Raw genomic sequence first — 20,644 nt, 5'->3', positions numbered from 1 at the left:
GCCTGGAATTTTCTGCATGACGCAGCCCGCCATTACCAAATTGTCGGTCAACCTCAACGCCATCGCCCAGCTTCGCAACCGGCGGGATCTGCCGTGGCCGAGCGTGACGGGCCTGGGGGCGCTTGCGCTCGGTGCGGGGGCCCACGGGCTGACCGTCCATCCGCGTCCGGACGAGCGGCATATCCGGCGCAGCGACCTGCCGGAAATCCGCGCCCTGATCGACGATGACTTTCCGCAGGCCGAGTTCAATATCGAGGGATACCCGACGGAGGCTTTCCTGGAGCTCGTCGAGGCCAACCAGCCGGAGCAGGTGACGCTGGTGCCGGACGATCCGGCGCAGGCGACCTCGGACCATGGCTGGGATTTCAGGCGCGACGGTGCGCTGCTCAAACCGGTTGTCGCGCGACTGAAAAAACAGGGAATCCGCGTCTCGCTTTTCGCGGACGGAGACGGCGATGCGGAAGTGCTTGCTGCGGCGGCCGAAACCGGGGCGGACCGGGTCGAGTTCTACACCGGCCCTTATGGCGCCTGCTATGACGATCCGAAGGCCGCCTCCGCGGCGCTGGAAAAACTGCAGGCCAGCGCCGAGGCGGCGAATGGTCTCGGGCTCGGGATCAATTCCGGCCATGACCTGACCGTGGCCAACCTTCCGGGGCTCAAGCAACATATTCCGAATTTGCTTGAAGTCTCGATAGGGCACGGACTTACCGCCGACGCGCTGCAATACGGCATGACAGAGACCGTCAGGCGTTTCCTGCGCGCTTGCGGGCACGACGTCTGAACCTTCAAGACCTGCTTTTCGTAGTCGCTTGACCCGATCATTATCTTGCTTTAATCAAGACCGAACCGTACGGTACGGTACGCATTGGAATTACAGCAAGATATGACGCAGGCAGTGCTGAAAGAGAGCGAAACAGGCGGCTTTGAGGCGTTTACGCCGCGGCAGAACGCGGTGCTCGAAACGGCGCTTCGGCTTCTCGTCGAGGGCGGCGGCGGTGCGCTGACGACGGCCCGTATCGCGCGCGCGGCGAACTGCTCCAAGGAAAGCCTCTACAAATGGTTCGGCGACCGCGACGGGCTGCTCGCTGCGATCATTGCGTATCAGGCAAGCAAGGTCCGGGTTCCGGGAACCGGGCCGCTGCCCGAAACTGAAGCCGCATTTCGCGAACATCTCGAACAATTCGCCAGCGATTTGCTTTCGGTGCTTTCGGGCGATGTTTCACTGGCGCTCAACCGTCTTGCTATCGGCCAGGCCAGTCGCGATGACGCCCATCTCGGGCGGCTGGTGCTGGAACGCGGCCGGCGCATGATCGGTCAGCGGGCAGGAGCCTTGCTTGAAGCCGGGCGGCGGCGTGGTTTCATCCGGTACGAGGATGGCGATGCGGTGTTCCAGACGCTCTACGGCCTGGTGATCCGTGATTTTCACGTGCGTCAGTTGCTCGGCGATACGCTGACGACGGAGGAGGGCGATTTCAGCGCCCAGGCGAAATCCGCCATCGACCAGTTTTTTGCACTTTACGGAACGGAAGGGGCGGCAAGGTCCTGACCATCCCAAACGACTGAATCAACATGTCCAGGAAAGGAAACAGTCATGCGTGTGTACTATGATCGCGATGCCGATCTGAACCTCATCAAGTCGAAGAAAGTGGCCATTATCGGCTATGGCAGCCAGGGCCGCGCCCATGCGCTCAACCTGAAGGATTCGGGCGTGCCGAACATCGCCATCGCGCTGCGCGAAGGCTCGGCGACGGCCAAGAAGGCCGAGGCCGACGGTTTCGAGGTGAAGTCCGTGGCCGATGCCGCCGGCTGGGCCGACCTGATGATGATGGCAACGCCGGACGAGCTCCAGGCCGACATCTACCGCGACCACATTGCCGGCAATATCCGCGACGGCGCGGCGATCGCCTTCGCCCATGGCCTGAATGTGCATTTCGGCCTGATCGAGCCGAAGGCAACGGTCGACGTCCTGATGGTGGCGCCTAAAGGACCGGGCCACACGGTGCGCGGCGAATATCAGAAGGGCGGCGGCGTTCCCTGCCTGATCGCCGTTCACCAGGATGCATCGGGCAACGCCCATGATCTCGGCCTGTCCTATGCCTGCGGCGTCGGCGGCGGCCGTTCCGGCATCATCGAGACGAACTTCAAGGAAGAGTGCGAGACCGATCTTTTCGGCGAGCAGGTTGTCCTGTGCGGTGGTCTGGTCGAACTGATCCGTGCCGGTTTCGAGACGCTGGTCGAGGCGGGCTATGCGCCCGAGATGGCCTATTTCGAGTGCCTTCACGAAGTCAAGCTGATCGTCGACCTCATCTATGAGGGCGGCATCGCCAACATGAATTACTCGATCTCCAACACGGCCGAGTGGGGCGAATACGTATCGGGCCCGCGCATCATCACCGCCGACACCAAGGCCGAGATGAAGCGTGTCCTGCACGACATCCAGACCGGCAAGTTCACATCCGAATGGATGCAGGAATACCGGGCCGGTGCGGCGCGCTTCAAGGGCATCCGCCGCAACAATGACGCACACCAGATCGAGGAAGTCGGCGAAAAGCTGCGCGGCATGATGCCCTGGATCAAGTCCAATGCCCTCGTTGACAAGGAACGCAACTAAGCGAACACCGGAAGACAGGCGGGGCGCGCCGCGCCCCGCCCTAAAGCCTGCCCATAAATCGTAACAGAGCCTTGCGTGGCTGGCGAACAAGACTGTAATCCACGCGATATTCGTGCGGAACGGCCGGGTCGGGCGGTTGCCTGCCGTTGGCCGCGCCGAGGAGGTGATCGGGCAAGGTCAGCCTTGTTATCCGCCCGTGCGTTGTGGCGATCACATCATCATCCGCCAGACCGAATGTCTTCTGTGGGAGCCGGCTGACCTTGTGCCACGCGAACACAATGCGGCGGCTGGTGTGTTGCGGGCGCCCGTGGCTGAGATGATACGTGCAGCCGATCTTCACGGCCTGTCCCGTCCTTTCGAAAGCGGACTGGCAGAAGATGACGTCCTTCGCGGTGTTCGTAAACTTCAGGTCCTCCCGAAAACCGCCGATCTGCCGGAACAGTTCCGCGGAGCAGAAGATGAAATCACCCGATGCGCCGAAGAACGGTGCGTCTTCATGTGCAAAGTCATCCTCCAGGTCCGGGCTGTCCACCAGGGTCTCGTCCGCAATGTCGATCCGGCCCGCCCTGTACAGCGTATTGGCGTCAAACGCGCCTTGCTGAAGGAATTGGAGAACATCGCCGCCAAGGAAGTTGTCGGGATTGGTGATCAGGATCCAGTCGCCCTTTGCCCGTGCCGCACCGGCATTTTTGGCGTGATACTCAAACACCGCGATATGGCGGTTCTCGCTGATCAGCCGGTGTATGGCGCCATCGACGACAATGCAGCGTGCCTCCGGGAAGGCGTCCATGACCTTCTCGGACAGCAACTCGCGGTCCGGCAGCGGATTCCATTCAACGAATATCAGCTCGAATTCGATGCCGTGTGCCCGAAGCGCGTCGACATTGTAGCGGGAGGTGGAAAAGAGGCGGTCCTCGAAATCGCCGCCATAATTGTCGTTGCGGCCCGCAATTATGATGGAAATCATGCGCCCACCCGTCGCAGATACGCGTCATAGGCCGCAAGCGCCTGCTCGGGCCAATAGTTTCTGGCGTCGTATGTCCCGCCGGCGATCTCTTTGACCATGTCGATCGTGCGCTCGTATCCGACGAACTCGCCAACCAGATCGCCTGTCAGGTCATGCACGTTCCGTAGCTGCGTGACGGAGGCGCGCGCATAGGCGACGGTGTAGCCGAGATGCTGAAGGTGGTAGGACGCCCAGATGTCATCCATCCTGCCCACGCCGGGCACCATGAAATAGCGGCTCAAAGCATCGCGCGTCAGGAATGTGTTCTGGGAATTGAACGGCCCAGGTTTGTTTGCGGTAAAGGGAAAATTTTCCGGATCGAACGTGACGTCCGGCGCGTGCTCCATTCTGCAGACGGCGTCGATATCCGGATCGCCGTTCCAGAAATCCGCCTGAACGTCGATGCGGGTATGTATCGTCTCGGATCGTGAATAGTCGCGGCCGCTCAGCAGTTGAAGCGGAAAGCCGCGGTGCCATAGATGGCCGTGCTCCGTGGCGCCGACAGGGTCGAAGCAGCAATCGTCGATGACGTAGGATTTGATCGGCGTCGTTGTGCCGACCAGCAGACCGGTGCCCCAATCATCGTGGGGAATGTTGTCGTCGTCGACCGTCGCCACGATCTGCGCGCCCTCGTCGAGGGCCAGCACAAAGCCGAGATTCCGCCGCTGGATGCAATTCCAGCCGATCAGCCCGGAGAGCTCCGGGGCGAGTTTCTCCTGATCCCCGGGCGACAGGTAGATACCGTTTTCAAGGCGGTAGTCATCCGGTGTCTTGCGGTCGCCGACGACGATCAGGGTCCAGTCCGTGCAAGCGTCGAAACGCCGGATCGCCTCTGTCGGGGGATTGATGCTGGTGCAGACGATGAACTTGCGGGAATCACTCATGGGCCGACAGTACAGGCCCGAAGCCGCGTGTCACCAGTGTTCAAATTCGAGCGCTGGACGCGAATTCATATATGTATGCGTCACCGCCAGCCAAACAAAAAGCGGCCCTGGGGGCCGCTCGTTTTTCGCATTTTCCAATTCGGTGCGCCGTTGCCCTTAATAAGGCGAGCGGCACTGCTTGCGCGGGCCGTGATAGGGCTGGAACGTGTTGTCGTAGGCCCGGTAGGACCGGTATTTGCGGTAGCAGTAGTTGATGTGCTGCTGCGAGACGTAAATGCGGCGCGGCGCCGGCCGGTATTGGTATCTTGGGCCGTAGGTGCGGCCGTAATAACGCGGCCCGTAATAAGGCTTCGGGTAATAGTTCCGCTTGTAGTAGCGGCCGTTGCAGTACCCGTTGTAGCAATGGTAGCGGCCATGGCGCCCGCTATTGGCGACAATGCCGCCGATCACAAGGCCGGTGAAGACGCCCGCCGCGAAGTTGGCGCCGTTGTTCTTGTAGCGGTATTTCTTGCCGGCCGCCGCATCCGGAACGGCCATGGCGAGCGCGCCGATGCCGACCATGACGATGGCAAGGCTCCTGAACAAGACTGACATATGTGCCTCCCGATATTCGGTAACGTGGCATTAACTATTTGACATGTTCGGCGCGCTGGCAAGCTTTTGCCTTGGCACAGGCGATCACAATTGCAGTGAGCGTTAACGCGCCCTTGCGTTTATCGGATGAAAATCAGCGGCTTGCCGGCCGTCCTTGCAGTCCCATCAAGCCTGCGTGACAAGGCCGTGTTCAGGTTCTAAACAGGAAGGCCAGAAAAACCTCCAGCAATCAGAGCGTACGATGTCGCTGCGGATCGCCACATTCAATGTCGAGAACCTGATGAACCGGTTCGATTTTTCCGGCTTCCGGAACGAACTGCGCCAGGACCGCAGCCTGCAGCTCTACGACATTCGCACCAAGGAAGAATACCGGCAGCTCGAGCAGGCGCGCGCCATTGCCCATACCGACGACACAAGGCAACTGACCGCGCTGGCGATCGCCGATGCGGCCGCCGACATATTGTGCCTTCAGGAGGTCGACAATCTCGACGCGCTCAAGGCCTTCGAATACGGCTATCTCTTCAAGATGGTCGGCCGTGGCTATATCCACAAATACATGACCGACGGCAATGACGGGCGCGGCATCGACGTTGCGGTGATGATGCGCGAGGAGACCCGCGACGGTCAGCCGATCGAGTTCCGGAAGATGACCAGCCATGCGCATCTGACCTATGCGGATCTCGGCCTATTCAGCGATGCGATCGCCGAAACCAACCAGGAATCCGATCGCATCTTCAAGCGCGACTGCCTGGAGATCGACGTCAAGGTGGGCGGACGGCCGCTGACGCTTTACGTGGTCCACTTCAAGTCCATGGGCTCGCCCCGCAACGGCATGGACGGGCGCACGGCGACCATGCCGGTGCGCAGCGCCGAGGCGATGGCCGTGCGGCGCATCATCGAGAACCGTTTCGGCAAGGAAAAGACCGCCGGCAAGCGCTGGGTCATTTGCGGCGACATGAACGACTACAAGGAGCGGGTCATCATTTCGGGCGACCGGTTCAACGGCTACGGGTTCGAGCCCGTGGTCGAGGAAACGAGCGCCATCGATGTCTTCACCGGCGACGGATTTGCGGAAAACCCCGTCACGCGCCGGCCGGAAATGGACCGCTGGACGCTGTTCCATACGCGCGGGCCACAGGAACGGCATCTGTGCCAGCTCGACTATCTGCTGCTGTCGCCGTCGCTGGCCGAGCGCAATGCCAGCCGTGTTCCGGAGATCGTCCGTGCCGGGCAGCCCTTCCGCACGATCTTCCCGGAAGGCCAGGCGGCGGAGCGCTATCCGCGCACCGGCTGGGACCGCCCCAAGGCTTCCGATCACTGCCCCGTTGCCATGACGCTCGATATGGTGTGAAGGTAGGCCCGATCAGTATTCGCGTATTCCTGCAACGCAAAATTAATTGTGGTCCTGATAGGCCGAAAATTCGATTGTCCGTCATCAAATGACCAGACCGGACTTCATCCTGCTCTAAACGGAGTGCCCACATGCCGCGCCAATATGCCATCTACGACGTTTTTTCCTCCGACCGGCTGACCGGCAACCCGCTGGCGGTGGTGTTCGACGCGGAAGGCCTTTCGGGCGAGGCGATGCAGCAGATCGCTGGTGAGTTCAACCTGTCGGAGACGGTGTTCGTGCTGCCGGCGCAAAACCCCGCGCACGGGGCGGCCGTGCGCATCTTCACGCCGGGTCGCGAACTGCCCTTCGCAGGCCATCCGACCGTCGGCACGGCGATCGCATTGGCGGAGCGGAAATCCACGGGCGATGCCGATATCGACCTGATGAACGTGCTGGAGGAGGGGGTCGGGCCGGTGCGCACGGTCGCCAAGCTCCAGCGCGGCGCGGCGAGCTTCGCCGAGTTCGACCTGCCGAGGCTTGCCTCGCGCATCGACTTCGAAGTGAGCAAGGATACGGTTGCCGCCGCCCTGCAGCTTGAGCCGCATGAGATCGGCTTCGAGAACCACCATATCTCATTCTGGAATGCCGGCGTTCCTTTCCTGATGGTGCCGGTGCACGATCTTTCGGTGGCCGCCAGGGCGCGCTGCGAGGCGAGCCAGTGGGAGCAGCTCGCGCCGATCGCCGACGGGCAGCTTGCCGACGCCTATGTCTATTGCAGGGGCGGCGTCGACCACGAGGCGCATTTCCATGCCCGCATGTTCGCGCCGCATGCCGGCATCAACGAGGATCCGGCGACCGGCTCGGCCGTGGCCGCCATCTCCGGCGCGATCCACCAGTTCGACGAATTGCTCGACGGCCACCACGCGCTGCTCATCGAGCAGGGCGTCGAGATGGGCCGCCCGTCGAAGATCCACCTGCACCTGGAGGTCGACGGCGGCAAGATCGCCCAGGGCCGCATCGGCGGCAACGCCGTCAAGGTCGCCGAGGGCGTTCTGCTAATCGACTGACGCTGTCCGGCGATTGAAATTCATCTGGACAGAACGGGGCAGGGCGGTTATATCCGGCCTCTCTTAATTCGTGGGTGTGTAGCTCAGTTGGTAGAGCAGCTGACTCTTAATTGATTTTAGACCGCTAACATACGTCAACATACAATCCGTATTCTCCAATGGTTTCAATGTGTTATGTGCTAAACTTGGCACATACGAGTTCATTGAAATTCACCCCAGAATACGCGATTGGAGTGACTAAGTGCGACTAAAACTGACCGATCTAACCATTCGCCAGCTACCGTTTACCCCGTCTGGTCAACAGACATATTGGGATGTCACCACGCCCGCTTTTGGCCTGCGTGTCGGTACCCGTTCCAAGTCGTTTGTGGTCATGTATGGCCAGAAGCGAAAACTGAAAACGCTTGGTCGCTATCCCGACATATCTCTGGCTGACGCCAGGCTGGCCGCCAAGCGTGTTTTGGTGTCCAAACCGGCATCGCCCGAAGTTGAGATCAGCTATGACGACGCTCGCAAGGCATTTATAGAAGAGTGTCGGGACAAGAACCGCCCCAAGACGGTTGTTGGGTATGAGCGATACCTCAAGACGCTCAAATATTCCGGCAAGGTCTCCGACCTGAACCGTCAGACGCTGAAACCGGTACTCAGCAGTCCGCATAAACTCACCGCCTTCAAGATATTTCTCAATTGGTGCGTGCGGAATGAGTATCTGCTGCGTAATCCGCTTTTAGGCGACAAAGCCTCATACAACCCCTCCCGTGACCGGGTGCTCTCGGTCGAAGAACTGAAAGCGGTTTGGCATTATGAGTGCCCGCCGTTTTCGGACATAGTCAAGCTGCTTGTTCTCTTGGGTCAACGTCGAACCGAAACGTCGCTTATCGTGTCCGACTGGATCGACGGCGATATCATCTACTTCCCCCCGGAAGTCACCAAGAACAAGAAAGCACATGCCATTCCGTTCGGCCCTTTGGCCGCTCGGTACCTGCCGCCGGAACCGTTTAACGGTTGGAGCAAAAGCAAGAGGGCCATGGATAAAGCGGTCAAGATTGATCCTTGGACACTCCATGATCTTAGAAGGACATTTTCTTCTAATCATGCCCCGCTTGGCACGCCGATACATGTGGTGGAAAAGCTACTCAACCACTCATCCGGCTCGTTTGGCGGTGTGGCCGGTATCTATAACCGCTACGGATACATGGAGGAAATGCGCCAAGCTGTACAGCGATATGAAGACTGGTTAAGCTCTACGTTGTCCATCGGTGGTTAACTCAACCTGGGCGTTGCAACGCTCCCTAACACGGAGTGTTTGCAATGTCGGAGAAGCCACTGGTAATCGACTGGCATGGTCTTAAACGTATGGGCTGGCCTTATAGCCGAGTTCATACAGATCGGCTGATGAAGGAGACCATAACGCTCTCCAAGAGGATTGGGGGCAGGGGTTCTAGGGCACGTGAGTATTGGGATATTCCCAATCCCGACCCGTTCCCCACAGGCCGCCGCCTCGGAGCGTTTCCAACGTCACGCTACGTCTGGCGCGTCAAAGACGTGCTCGACTACTTTGAGGCCCACGGTCTTCCAGTTTCGGACGACTGGCAGGCTCCTATTTAGGAGCAACAAGGGAGAGGCTCTGGTCTCTCCCTTTTCTATTTGCGGGTTCGTTCAAGGGTTCGTTCTGAACGAACATCGGCAGTCGGCAGACATACAGCCACACCGGAAAACATAGGTTCACGTTTCCGGCTCCAAAGCCGCCGTGACTTCTTATCGATGCAATCAATAATTGTATTTTCGGGAATATTTATCGCATCTATCCGCAAGCTGAAATGTGGCATACCCTTGGTTGTGTCAGTTGGCCAATGCAGATTTTAGTACCCACTAGTTAAATCGGGAGAGACAAAAGAAAGGGGGTTGGTCATGCATGTAACCATTGAACATCGTGAGGATATCCAGGGCGGTATATTCAAGAAAACCAAGATTTGTGTCGTGGTTGTCACGGTTCAGTTTTCAGACGAAGAGAGACACATAATAGACGAGTGGAAACTGGAGGAATACCCGGTGATGGATCGCAATCCGCCACCTGGCTCCGACTCTGACCACGCTTACCTATACACACTGACAATCTCGAATTTGCTGAGAGGTCCGGATGCTCATCCGGTGGCCAACCCGGTAGAAGCCAAATACTATCATCGGCTGCTCAGGGAAAATCTGGAGACTCTAAAAGAGTACATTGGCGGCAACGCCGCCATAGAGGCCAGAAGCGAGACCTTCGAGCTTTAGAATGGACGAACTGGCTGGCTGCATGATTGCTGTCTTTCTGTTCGCTGTTGGTGCCACGGCGCTCGTCATGTTCGCCATGTACCTGCCGATCATCGGGCTGGCCATCGGCCTGATTGTCCTCCCCGGCGTTATCTACTACGCCCACGTTAATTCCGCTGAATACAAAGAAAAAGGGGTCAAGGCTCAGACCGAAGCTTTGTATCGGCAGGCGGCGGCTCTGGCCCCGCCTGATGCGGAAAAGCTGATTGATCGTTTGAATTGGGATGTGCCCGAACTGGCGCAGGCGGCTTTAGCGATCAGCGCCATCGAGGGCTACGCAAGACCCAAAGAACCGCCACTAGTTTGCAATACGGTGGAGGGAGCCAGATACCGGGACAAGCTTCATCGGTACATCGAAAAAGCCAATGCTCTCGAAGACCATGACGACTTCCTGAATGCCCTGTTTGCCTGCCTGCCGAAATACAAAAAGTCCGACGGCATGTTTGAGGCATCCGCCGAACTCACCAATGAGGACGTGGAGAAGCTGATCCTGCCGTTCTATGAGCATGACAGATTCTTCCATAATCTACGGCAGAAACTAGAGCGGAATTTTCGGGAGCAAGACAATGTTCTGCCCTCAAAATACAAGGGCGAACACTGCGCCTACGCCTATCTCAAAGACACGCCGCTCATCCTGCTGGCGTCTATTCCGCAGCGGGTGTCGCTCAAAAACCTGACCAGCCACATGTGGGTACTGGCGGGCACCGGGCACGGCAAAACGTCCCTGGTCAAATACATGATCGCCAAGCAGTTGGATGAGGATTGCACCATCGTGGTCATGGACAGCCACCGCCAACTGATTGACGAGTTGGCTCACCTCGACTTACCGATTGATGACGTAACCTATCTGTCGCCGCATAACGATCTCGGTATCAACCTCTTTGACGTAGACTACAAAAACCTGCGGAAAGACGAGGGGGCGGTAACGAACGCGGTTGAGCTGCTGGAATACGTCCTTGGCTCCCTCATGGAAGCGGAGCTGACCTCCAAGCAGCAGGTGGTCTTTCAGTTCGCCATTCAACTGACCGCCGCCGCGGACGGCAACATCGATACCTTTCTGGAAATACTAAAGCCAAAAGGCTGGGTGGAGTATGCCGATGTCCTCGACGACATGCCCGCCTACGTGCAGGAATTCTTCCACGACCAGTTTGACAACGAGAACCAGTACGGCACCACCAAGCAGGAAGTCTCCCGCCGGGTCTGGGGAATGCTGAAGAACCCCACCTTCGCCCGGATCTTCTTCGCCAAGGAAAACCCAATCAATATGGCTGATGAGTTGGCCAACGCCAAGCTGATACTAATTGACACTGACCAGTCCTTGCTTGGCGAAAACGGCTCTTCGTTCTTCGGACGGATGTTCATCGCCATGGTGCTGCAAACCGCCCGCCAGCGCTTCACTGGCAAACATCGCCCCGTCTACTTCTACATCGACGAAGCCCCGCCGTATTTCGACAGTCGACTCGAACGCATGTTGCGGGAGGCTCGCAAGGCAAATATCGGCCTCATCCTGCTTCATCAGGATTTAGCCGACGCCCGCCGCCATGACGTGCTGGCAGCGCTAACCGGCAACACCGCTATCAAGTTTGCCGGTGATGTTTCCGACAATGATGCCCGATACATGGCGGGCAATATGAGAACCGACTACCAGTTCATAAAAGAGCAAGATCCGCTACACTTCGCCGCTTATGTTCAGGGTGAGGGGGTCTATTCAATCTCGGTGCCGCTTGGCGCCCTTCATGATCGCCCTAAGCGGTACAGCCTCGATGGGCTTATCAGCGTGATGGAAGAAGAGTACGGAAACAACCGGGCGGACGAGGATGGCGATGACGAGCCTCCGCCGGACGATGACGAGGATATCAAACCCGGAAAGCTCTGATTTTCTTCACCCCAACATATACACCCGTCGGTCTTCGCCTGACCAAACCAGTCAACACCCATCCCTTTTACGCCCCCCGGAATATGTGAACTTTTCAGTGTCCTTCACCAACGGAGGACTACTGAAGATGAAACTGATCACGGGCGATTGCCTGGACGTTCTGCAAACCCTCCCCGACCTATCGGTTCAGACTTGCATTACCTCGCCACCCTATTGGTGCATGAGAGACTATGGCGTGGACGGTCAACTCGGCTTGGAAGGAACGCCAAATGAGTTCGTCGGTGTGTTGGTTGAGGTGTTCGCCGAAGTCCACCGTGTCCTTAAAGATGATGGTACGCTGTGGCTTAACCTTGGCGACACCTACGGTGCCAGCGGTGGCAACTCTCTTAACCTGTTATACAAGTCGTTCGATAAGTTCGGTGGCTTCGGAAAAGCCGCTTTGGTTGAGAGGCGCACGTCCATTCCCAAGAAGAACTTGATCGGCATTCCTTGGCGCGTTGCCTTTGCCCTCCAAGATGAGGGCTGGTTTCTCCGCCAGGACATCATTTGGCACAAGCCGAACCCGATGCCGGAGAGCGTCAAAGACAGGTGTACCAAATCCCACGAGTACATCTTCCTGCTCACTAAGTCACCGCAATACTACTTTGACGTTGACTCGATACGTGAGGAGCCAGTCACAACTCCCAAAGCCAGCGCCAAAGGCTATGGTGGACAATCGTGGCATGAACACCGCAAAGATTTGACCGCTGGCAACATCAAGGTTGGTAAATCTTTGACCCACCCGCTTGGTCGAAACAAGCGCTCCGTATGGTCAGTCAACACCAAGCCATACAAAGGCGCGCATTTCGCTACCTATCCACCAGACCTCATTCGTCCGTGCGTTCTGGCCGGTGCGCCAAAAGGTGGCGTGGTTCTCGATCCCTTTATGGGTTCCGGCACGACCGGGGCCGTGGCTCTTGAACACGGGCGAGACTTCATCGGCATTGAGCTAAATCCCGATTACGTCAAACTGGCGAAACTGCGGATTAGTGCAGCCAATCTCAATTCTGTCTCATGACCAGCAATATCGGGCGGGGCCGCTTCCGCGAGCGACCCGCCCGGACTGTCGAGCTAAACCCAACCAGGCGGCAGGTGGAATGGCTGAAGTTCCTCAACCTCCACGGCTGTCTGCCTTCGTCTTATCTCCACGAATTGACCAGAGACACCGCGAAGAGCGAGCGGGCCACGCAACACCAGCTAAGGCGGCTCTGGCTTGGCGGCTACATCTATCGACCGAAACAACAGCGGGCGACCGACAACGCCAACTATCACGAATACGTCTATGACTTGACCGACAAGGGCATTAGCTACCTCAAACTACATGGCCTATATGTCGATGCTTACCGACCGCGTAGCTTCAGTTCATCAGACAAGTGGCCGCATAACTTCATGATCTCCTGCATCACCGCCACCATGCACATAATGTGTCTACGCTGTGGTTATGAGTATGTTCCGCCGCACGTATTTGCAGGTCAAAAACTCAAGATTGAGAACGTGCCGTTCTTGTATGATGGGCGGCGACGAAAGAAGCACCTGACACCCGATAGCGTCTTCGCCATCGGCTACCCCGACGGCCACATTGCCTACGCTCTCGAAGCCGACCGCAATACTGAACCAAACGACGCGGCAGACTGGAAGCGCAAGTCTGCCAAAAGCTCGGTGCTTCAATACCAGTCTGTTATCGGAAATAAGCTCTACCAAAAGACGTATGGCCGCCAAACGCCGATGATGCTCATCTATGTGACGGTGAGCGCTACGCACGCCAACAACATCCTACAAGTGATCTCCGATAACCTCGGCCCCTGTCATTACATCGCCGTTGGCGTGGCCACCGACTTTGAGCCGCCGTTTTGGAGGCCACCGCGTCCGCTGACACACTTGTTTGAAAGGTCGCTAGGTAGGGCAGCCAAGTCATCTTGGGTCGTCAAGAGAGTCTAAGAAATACTCCAATTGCTCTGAACCCTATCAATCATCAGCTGCAAAACACTTTATATTCCGCCACATTGATCAAGTCACCGGAGAGATGACACGTCAGTCGCGAACTACTTTGTTGGAACTAAAAGCTACGGTCCTTGCTTTCTTCAATACAAGATGACAACCTATAGAGGTCCAAGGGGAAGACATATACTATAGGGGGAAGTTATGGTGGATATCGTCGCGATCAAGAATCTCATTGCTGCTGAGACCGGGATTGCAGTGGCGGAACTTGAATATGTGACCGAAGAACTGATTGAAGAACTTGCCGCCGCCAATGACGAAGATACGTCTGACCCATATGGTGTCGAGGAAGTTAAATTGGAAACTCCAGAAGGAGTAGAAAAATCATCCGGTGTATACTGCAATTCGGTGATTATCGATTCAGCACACGGCGGGTGTATTAGGTATAAACGTGGCCCTCGGAGTACGCCTGACTACGGTTGCGGATACGATCCATATAAAATCGATAGAAATGCAGCGACGATCAGGCAGGTTGGATATTGCTCCGATGGACGTACGAAATTTCTTATCTCGTGGGGTGCTTCCTTTTACCTGGATTAATGACGATGTCTAACCCTTCGAACTCCCCACAGTGCTTATTCGGTCATCAAACGGACAGATGGCGTCGATGCCAAACCGCGGAAAGTATAAATAAAGACGAGAGGAAGTATCAAAAATATCAATTTATATTCCGCTCTTTTCAAAAAAAATCAAATAATGATGATTTTCTATTTACTATTAATTGTAAATGTTTGATCCAGGTGGTTTGCAATCACCTCCCGCAGGGTGTACCATTTAATACAGAACGAATCGCTCTATTTTTTGTGCGGTTTTGGAAAACTGCGATAAATCAATCGCTTAAACAGCAACTTGTTTGGGTGATGAGGAAAAGCGAGTGGCGTCTTGGGGGGCACCCTTGGCGCCATTTTTTATTCGCTGATCTGAGGAGATTGGAATGGCTCAAAAGCACGAATTGACGCTGGAGTATGATGACAGGGCTGAAAAGGTGTTTGATGAGTTGAAGGAATATTTCAGAGTCAACACTAGGGCCGAAGTCATTCGTCGTGCGTTGGCAATCACCCGCAGCGCAAAGCAACTTGCCGATGAAAATCATATGGTCACAGTTACTGATCCAGACACCAATGAGCAAGTATTGTTAGGGTTGTGAATGCAATCTTTAATGACCCCTCTGAGATTTCAGAGGGGTTTTTTGTATAGGGGGCCGACGATGAAGATAGTGCAGTCACAGTTGGAAACGGAACTTATTGTTTCTGAGAAAGAACGTGCGCTTGCGAAAATTGTTGGCGATACAATGCCGTTATTCAGGAAGGCAAACAATGTCTTGTTGATTATTTTGGGAATAGCTTTAGCGGTTGACATTATTTACTTGTGGTCTGGTTATATAGAAGCTGATCAACGTATAATTAGTTCCACAGTCATTGTCACTTTGATTGGAGCGACCGCAGCCGAGATTAGCGTCATTATATTGGCAGCGATAGCGAAATTTCCTCACTGATTGGCAGTGTTGATCAAAATTCTATAGACGTGGAAATTGAGAATATTTCGACCAAGGTCTGCGGAAGTTACACGGCCTGCGTGGTGGCCGAAAACGGTTGGCTCTGCCTTCCCTCAACCATGAGCTTAATGAACATCTCGTAGTTCGGAAGATTGATTAGGTCTTTCGGTTGCGGCGTGTCAGCGGCAAACTGCTTGGCGAGAATGGTGGCGTCATTGGCTCCCACCCGAAACGATATCAACGTTCCCACGTTCCCTAGAATGGCCTCAAAGGTGGATAGTTCTATCTTTGAGGAATGCTGTGTCGTCAGCACCAGTGCGAGGGCAAACTTCCGCAGGTCGGATAGCATGTCGGCAAAGGCAGCGGTGGTGAAGCTATGAAACTCGTCACAGTAGAGCGTGTATTGCGGTCGCTGGTCAGGTGGCAGGCTCTCTCGGCTATAAGCGGCTTGCGCCAGACTGGAAATGATCAATCCGCCCATGACGTTTGATACGTCAGCCCCCAATCGGCCTTTAGCCAGGTTCACTATAAGGGTGGTACCCTCGTCCATGAGCTTCCGGAAGCGTAATGGAGAAGGTGGATCACAAACAGCCTTTCGTACTACCGGGTGAGCCAAGAAGGCTCCTAGCTTATTGGCTATCGGTGCTACGCCATCAGCCGCCGTCTTGAAGTTCATGGCCTTGTATTCAGTTTGCCAAAACCACCGTACTTGCTGGTCGGTTACCTGGCTCATTACCTTTGCCCGAAAGCCCTTATCGAGAAACAAGGGAATGATGTCTTGCAGGCTGGAACCAGGCCGCTCTAACAAAGCCAGCAGAGCATACCGAAGCAGATGCTCCATACGAGCACCCCAGGCGTCCGCCCATTGCTTCTTGAGGGTATCAATGAGGCCGGAAGCGATGAGAGGCCGGTACTCGGCTGATACGTAGGTGAGCGGGTTATAGCCAAGGTCTCTGTCGGGATCGGCAACGTTCCAATAGACACAGTTGTCACCGGAAAGCGCTCTCATTTCCTCGGCCAGATCGCCATGGGGGTCGATGAGACAGAAGCCGCTACCGTTCCCTACATCTTGCTTCATTAACTGCGCCAACAGCGTTGACTTGCCGGTGCCGGTCTGACCGAATACTGCCATGTGGTGAAGCATATCTCTTTGACGGATACCGAACAGCCGCCGGGGATGGCGGCCGATGGTATGGCCGATGTTTTTGACTAGCTCTTTGGCGGGCTTGAAGCCAGAATTTGCTTTCAATGATAGCTGACGGTCTTGCGCCGCCTTCATTGCTCCGAGCTCTGCTCGTGCCTTTTAAATTTCTTGTCGTACTTCCGACAGATCGCACCAAACCGCTTGGCTTCTTCAGAGTATGCAGCCACCACCAACGCTTCAATCTGACATGGCTGCAAGTCCGGTACCCTTCGACAATTGGGTGGAGTGAGTGCACCATCCATGACAGAAGTCACATTCTGCACCGGAATTAGCCATTCCGACGGTTCCAGCTCTACCTTTTTGTTCTTCACCGTTCGGTTCGAGACGGTGTATTCAACAAACTCTCGTTTTTCGTCCGGGCTAACGGTTTGGTAGTATTCTGCAAGGCTTTTCACCAGTTCGAGAAATCGCTGCACATTGTCGCCAGCAGACTGCAAATCTCGTAGATTTTCCACCTTCTCCTCAAGCTCTCGTTTCTCGATAAGCAAAGCTTGATGACGCTTGTGGTAGGCGTCAGGTTCAATGTGTTTGTCGATAAGGGCGTCAGTCAGATTTTCGATACGTTGATCGACTTTCTCAAGTTCGCATTGGAGTGTCAGTTGATTACCCTTCCCGCCGTACTTTTCCTCCGCCCAGGCGGTAACGGCGTGGGTCAGTTGTTCTATCTCGGCAGGCCCAAGTCGTAGCTTCCTCAACTCATCGACAACGGCTTTCTCAATATCGTCTTCCCGAATGATATTTGAGGGGCAGTCTATTCTATGGCAGCGGTAATAAACGTGGCCCTTCTGCAGTTCGGGGATCATGCTGCGCATACAACCCGCGCACTGAAACAAGCCACGATAGATGTGATTGTGCCGGGTGAACTTCTTGCCCCGCTTGCCGAACTTCACCTCTTGCACCCGTTTAAACAGCGAAGCTGATATCAGCGGCTTGTGTTTGCCTTCGTATGTTTGCCCGGTGGCGCTGATACTTATGATGCCGGTATAGAATGGGTTGCCGAGTATGCGTTCAATCAGGTTATTGGCTGGCGGTCTTCCATCTCGATTGGTGAGACCCCGCCGTATCATCTCGGTTCGGAGCGTTCGGATTGAATAGGTACCGGTGGCATAAAGTTCAAAAAGCGTCTGCACCAACTTAGCCCGTTTCGGGTCTGGCGTTTTCAGTTTTCCCTTGCCGTTGTCGAGATAGCCAAGGGGCGCGGTGAAGGGATAATACCCGTTCTTCAGCCGTCCGATTTGTCCCTTGCGAATTTCCTCCTTGAGGTTGCGTATGTAGTCCTCGGCCACCGCCATCTGCACATTGGCCGCCAGCCTGCCGCCACGGGAGCGGAAGTCCAAACTCTCAACGGCAAAGTGGATGTCGATCCCGGCATCGGATAACTGGCCGATCTTTGCCCAATCGAAGAAGTTGCGAGCACTGCGGTCAATCTTGTGCATCACCACGCCCTGGGCTTTGCCTTGCCGGAGCGCTTTGATCATAGCTACGAATTGCGGACGGCCCCGCTTGGCCGCTGTCTTCTGCTCCGCGTACCATTTGGTGATGATTATGTCGTTGCGTTTGGCGAACTCAACGATGGCTTCTTTCTGGGCGTCCAAAGACGCTCCGTCGCCTTGTTTCTTGGTTGAAACCCGGATGTACCCAAAACATTTTTTCATATAATTTTTTGATTATTTTCTAATCTTCAGACTCTACCAAATCCCCGGAATTTGGCGAATCTGCCCATGGCCAAGAACCTTCGTCGGCCATGCGCTCATAAACCCGCTTGCACAGTTCGATGAACTGCTCGAATTTTTCTTGATCATTCATGGATGAGAGTATGCCGGGGGTCTGGCTGGCTGCGTAGTGGCGGTGGTTTTCACTACCGAAATGGCTAATGGAGACTGCAGGCCTGCACACTAGAGGTCGAAATCAACACGCGAAGATTTGGCTACGATCCAAATGGTTTTGGCGCGCTAAGTCGGCATCTTAATTGAGTACACCTCCTGCACGTATATGTAAAAGAAAGCCAGGGTAATCACGAGCAGGATCATTCCAGAAACAGTGGTGGCGATTTTTATGCGAGTTGTTGATAGTTCGATCGTTTCTATATACTGATCGGCCGCCGCCGGATTTTTCCGATAAAATGCCATGCCAAAAACGATCTGAGCCACCGAGATTACCAAGCCAGACAAAACAAGTATGGTTGTAGTTGAGTGTATCGATTTCGTCGCCTCATCATGCCAAGCATACATGTTGACATTGCGATCCATTAGCTTCTCTTGGTACGCGATCCAAGCAGTTTGGTATTCCTTGCTATTCTGAACAAGATCCAATTGTTTGTAGCTCTTATATAGCATTATCCAAGTTGATCGGATGGATTCCAATCGCTCTTCCAAGGCATCGATCTGTTTTGACGTCATTTCTTCGTCGGCGTTTTCAATCGCGTCTTCGAGCTTCTCTTTAATTGTTCGTAGTCCGTCGATTTCTTGATTCAACAGATCAAGCTCGGCTGAGAACGGACTTTGCGGAATGTCGATTTCCCTCACCGCAGCATGGCTGGCGCTATGACTAGTGCTCTGAGCCCAAGCAATCGACTTTCCATCAGTAAACCCAAAAAGTAGCAAGTAAAACGCCATGATCGGCACTATGTACCGACGAACGAAATCAAGAAATTCTCGCATCCCCACCCCCGAAGCCAGAGCGGCATTTATGATGTGTGAGTTGATGCCCAAATGCAAGCGATGGATGTATGGTTGCGCCGCCGCAATTCCCGGTCACTACCGCCGAATTTCAGATTGGGTAAGCTGATGGGCGTCTGGGATAAGCATGACCACGAACTCGGTGGTGGTTGATCGGAGGGGTTCCACCCCTCCGACTCACTGACGATAAACCAGCCACCGGGTTCGTGGTTTATGTTGCCTGGATACGTAGCTGTCGGGTTTATCTCTCGTGCGCAACCTGACCGTAGGCTTCGGCCCTTATCAGTTCTTTAAGTTCATCATTCACCACTATGATCAACGAATTCGCGCTGGATTTGAAAACAGCGCGCAAAAAGTCGGGCCTGACCCAGGTCGATTGCGCCCATTTATTAAATGTAACTGAACCGATCTGCTCACGCATCGAGAACGGCAAGCGGATGCCAAGCGTGCGCGAACTCTGTACGCTCTCGCTTATCTACGGACGTAACTTTGAGAGCCTGTTTGCCGGGATCTTCAAAGAGGCCCGCATTGACCTTCGGGAACGCCTGACCACCATTCCCGATGCGCCCAATGGCTGGCTCGGACGGATGAACCGTCAGCATACGCTCAATAGTCTGGCGGAGCGTTTAATCGATACCTATCCGCAAGATAATGAGGCGTAGGCGGCTGGTTGTTCTGGCGGTTGCCGTTAGAGCTGGCCGGGTTGCACGCATCGTCTTCGTCGATGGCAAAGTCAAGGATTGGCGGATTTCGGAGGGGCCAGCCGAGGCCACCAAAGCCGCCAATACAGCCATGACCAAATGGCTGGAGAGGTTTGATCCTGATATCGTTGTTTTGGAAAATCACCATACGGCGAAACGCAAAGCCCATAAGACACGGCGGATCATCAAGGCTCTGTATCGAGTCGCCAAGCGGTCAACGGTGTTGGTGGCGCAAGTGACACGGGCGCAGGACTACCCGAACAAGTTTGTTGAAGCCAAGTCTCTGGCTGGTCGCTTCCCGGAACTCAAACCACTGGTGCCGTCACGGCATCGTATCTGGGAGAGGGAACCTCGAAACCTTGTCTGTTTTGAAGCTCTGGCTCTGGCGGATCAGTCCGGGTTCCTGCCGCCGGAAGACTGAACCAGTGTCTCACATTAAAAAAGGAGGATCGGCTGATCCTCCTTTTGTATGTCGGACTGTTCTTTGGAGCCGATGATGCAACTGCCTCAGTCGGTCGGATATTTAGTATCTTCAGGCGATTATGCTTTGCCACCGTCAATGCGGCCTATCAAAGGATCGGTGTCCGCTTTGCGGTCTTCCGAAAGATTGCGCTGCTCGTATGGGGACACAGGATTTGGGTCACAACGCACCAAATTAGCTGGCGCAGTGGTTTGGTCAGCAGGACTGGTGGAGTATTTTGTCGACTGTCCAGCCTAGTGATTGAACATGTCAGATTTCAAAGTTTTCTCCAGAACTTTACGAAGGCAGTTTGATCGACGTAGTCTTCTCGCGCCTCTATATCATAATGCAGCGCAATGCTGGCATTGTTGCCGAGAGCAACAGG

21 protein-coding genes are annotated in these 20,644 nt (G+C 55.3%); 15 read left to right on the top strand and 6 right to left on the bottom strand.

Features of this window, described 5'->3' with window-relative positions:
• The first annotated feature begins 16 nt into the window (after positions 1-16).
• From OOZ53_RS13740 to ilvC, 3 genes are all read left to right on the top strand, one after another.
• Positions 17-781 carry a pyridoxine 5'-phosphate synthase gene (locus OOZ53_RS13740; protein ID WP_271090177.1) on the top strand — a complete coding sequence of 255 codons (765 nt, stop codon included), beginning with the start codon at positions 17-19 and terminating at the stop codon, positions 779-781.
• A 102-nt stretch (positions 782-883) separates the two neighbouring features.
• Complete coding sequence (locus OOZ53_RS13735; protein WP_271090176.1) at positions 884-1,546, top strand: TetR/AcrR family transcriptional regulator; 663 nt, start codon at positions 884-886, stop codon at positions 1,544-1,546.
• Between the two features lie 45 nt (positions 1,547-1,591).
• A complete protein-coding gene (gene ilvC / locus OOZ53_RS13730) occupies positions 1,592-2,611 on the top strand; it encodes a ketol-acid reductoisomerase (RefSeq protein ID WP_271090175.1) in 1,020 nt (339 codons plus the stop codon).
• 40 nt (positions 2,612-2,651) lie between these two features.
• On the opposite strand, the gene OOZ53_RS13725 is transcribed toward ilvC, so the two are convergent.
• From OOZ53_RS13725 to OOZ53_RS13715, 3 genes are all read right to left on the bottom strand, one after another.
• Complete coding sequence (locus OOZ53_RS13725; protein WP_271090174.1) at positions 2,652-3,578, bottom strand: glycosyltransferase family protein; 927 nt, start codon at positions 3,576-3,578, stop codon at positions 2,652-2,654.
• On the bottom strand, positions 3,575-4,501 hold the full coding sequence (locus OOZ53_RS13720; RefSeq protein ID WP_271090173.1) for a hypothetical protein: 927 nt from the start codon (positions 4,499-4,501) through the stop codon (positions 3,575-3,577). Before OOZ53_RS13720 ends, OOZ53_RS13725 begins: the two co-directional genes overlap by 4 nt.
• 156 nt (positions 4,502-4,657) lie before the next feature.
• Positions 4,658-5,095, bottom strand: coding sequence for a BA14K family protein (locus OOZ53_RS13715; RefSeq protein ID WP_271090172.1), 438 nt, complete (start codon positions 5,093-5,095; stop codon positions 4,658-4,660).
• Positions 5,096-5,336: 241 nt separating this feature from the next.
• Here OOZ53_RS13715 and OOZ53_RS13710 point away from each other — a divergent pair, with 241 nt between their 5' ends.
• The 10 genes from OOZ53_RS13710 to OOZ53_RS13665 all read left to right on the top strand — a co-directional run bounded on the left by OOZ53_RS13710 (position 5,337) and on the right by OOZ53_RS13665 (position 15,216).
• Positions 5,337-6,446 carry an endonuclease/exonuclease/phosphatase family protein gene (locus OOZ53_RS13710; RefSeq protein WP_271090171.1) on the top strand — a complete coding sequence of 370 codons (1,110 nt, stop codon included), beginning with the start codon at positions 5,337-5,339 and terminating at the stop codon, positions 6,444-6,446.
• A 131-nt stretch (positions 6,447-6,577) separates the two neighbouring features.
• A complete protein-coding gene (locus tag OOZ53_RS13705) occupies positions 6,578-7,495 on the top strand; it encodes a PhzF family phenazine biosynthesis protein (protein WP_271090169.1) in 918 nt (305 codons plus the stop codon).
• A gap of 241 nt (positions 7,496-7,736) precedes the next feature.
• Entirely contained in the window at positions 7,737-8,762 is a 1,026-nt protein-coding gene (locus OOZ53_RS13700; protein WP_271090167.1) for a tyrosine-type recombinase/integrase, read from the top strand.
• Between the two features lie 644 nt (positions 8,763-9,406).
• Positions 9,407-9,769 carry a hypothetical protein gene (locus tag OOZ53_RS13695; RefSeq protein ID WP_271090166.1) on the top strand — a complete coding sequence of 121 codons (363 nt, stop codon included), beginning with the start codon at positions 9,407-9,409 and terminating at the stop codon, positions 9,767-9,769.
• A gap of 1 nt (position 9,770) precedes the next feature.
• A complete protein-coding gene (locus OOZ53_RS13690; protein ID WP_271090165.1) occupies positions 9,771-11,684 on the top strand; it encodes a helicase HerA domain-containing protein in 1,914 nt (637 codons plus the stop codon).
• A 127-nt stretch (positions 11,685-11,811) separates the two neighbouring features.
• Entirely contained in the window at positions 11,812-12,741 is a 930-nt protein-coding gene (locus OOZ53_RS13685; protein ID WP_271090164.1) for a DNA-methyltransferase, read from the top strand.
• On the top strand, positions 12,738-13,661 hold the full coding sequence (locus tag OOZ53_RS13680; RefSeq protein ID WP_271090163.1) for a replication-relaxation family protein: 924 nt from the start codon (positions 12,738-12,740) through the stop codon (positions 13,659-13,661). The genes OOZ53_RS13685 and OOZ53_RS13680 overlap by 4 nt, the downstream gene beginning before the upstream one ends.
• A 204-nt stretch (positions 13,662-13,865) precedes the next feature.
• Positions 13,866-14,261 carry a hypothetical protein gene (locus tag OOZ53_RS13675; protein WP_271090162.1) on the top strand — a complete coding sequence of 132 codons (396 nt, stop codon included), beginning with the start codon at positions 13,866-13,868 and terminating at the stop codon, positions 14,259-14,261.
• A 394-nt stretch (positions 14,262-14,655) separates the two neighbouring features.
• The gene (locus tag OOZ53_RS13670; RefSeq protein WP_271090161.1) at positions 14,656-14,868 is read left to right on the top strand and encodes a hypothetical protein; all 213 of its coding nucleotides are present in this window, start codon (positions 14,656-14,658) and stop codon (positions 14,866-14,868) included.
• A gap of 60 nt (positions 14,869-14,928) precedes the next feature.
• Entirely contained in the window at positions 14,929-15,216 is a 288-nt protein-coding gene (locus OOZ53_RS13665; RefSeq protein WP_271090160.1) for a hypothetical protein, read from the top strand.
• A gap of 67 nt (positions 15,217-15,283) precedes the next feature.
• Here the strand turns inward: OOZ53_RS13665 and OOZ53_RS13660 are convergent, their stop codons facing one another.
• The 3 genes from OOZ53_RS13660 to OOZ53_RS13650 form a co-directional block, all read right to left on the bottom strand.
• Positions 15,284-16,495 carry a type IV secretory system conjugative DNA transfer family protein gene (locus OOZ53_RS13660; RefSeq protein WP_271090159.1) on the bottom strand — a complete coding sequence of 404 codons (1,212 nt, stop codon included), beginning with the start codon at positions 16,493-16,495 and terminating at the stop codon, positions 15,284-15,286.
• A complete protein-coding gene (locus OOZ53_RS13655; RefSeq protein ID WP_271090158.1) occupies positions 16,492-18,075 on the bottom strand; it encodes a recombinase family protein in 1,584 nt (527 codons plus the stop codon). Before OOZ53_RS13655 ends, OOZ53_RS13660 begins: the two co-directional genes overlap by 4 nt.
• A gap of 297 nt (positions 18,076-18,372) precedes the next feature.
• Positions 18,373-19,080 (bottom strand): hypothetical protein, encoded by a 708-nt coding sequence (locus OOZ53_RS13650; RefSeq protein WP_271090157.1) that lies wholly within the window; start codon positions 19,078-19,080, stop codon positions 18,373-18,375.
• A 329-nt stretch (positions 19,081-19,409) separates the two neighbouring features.
• On the opposite strand from OOZ53_RS13650, the gene OOZ53_RS13645 reads away from it, so the two are divergent.
• Both OOZ53_RS13645 and OOZ53_RS13640 read left to right on the top strand, forming a co-directional pair.
• Entirely contained in the window at positions 19,410-19,760 is a 351-nt protein-coding gene (locus OOZ53_RS13645) for a helix-turn-helix transcriptional regulator (RefSeq protein ID WP_271090156.1), read from the top strand.
• Positions 19,750-20,220 carry a hypothetical protein gene (locus OOZ53_RS13640; protein ID WP_271090155.1) on the top strand — a complete coding sequence of 157 codons (471 nt, stop codon included), beginning with the start codon at positions 19,750-19,752 and terminating at the stop codon, positions 20,218-20,220. Before OOZ53_RS13645 ends, OOZ53_RS13640 begins: the two co-directional genes overlap by 11 nt.
• Positions 20,221-20,644: the final 424 nt, after the last annotated feature.

The sequence above is a fragment of the Allohoeflea poritis genome (genome assembly GCF_027889715.1).
GTDB classification, from domain to species: Bacteria; Pseudomonadota; Alphaproteobacteria; order Rhizobiales; family Rhizobiaceae; genus Hoeflea_A; species Hoeflea_A poritis.
The sequence above is the reverse complement of the archived record's forward strand: the minus strand, read 5'-3'. Positions and strand labels throughout refer to the sequence as shown.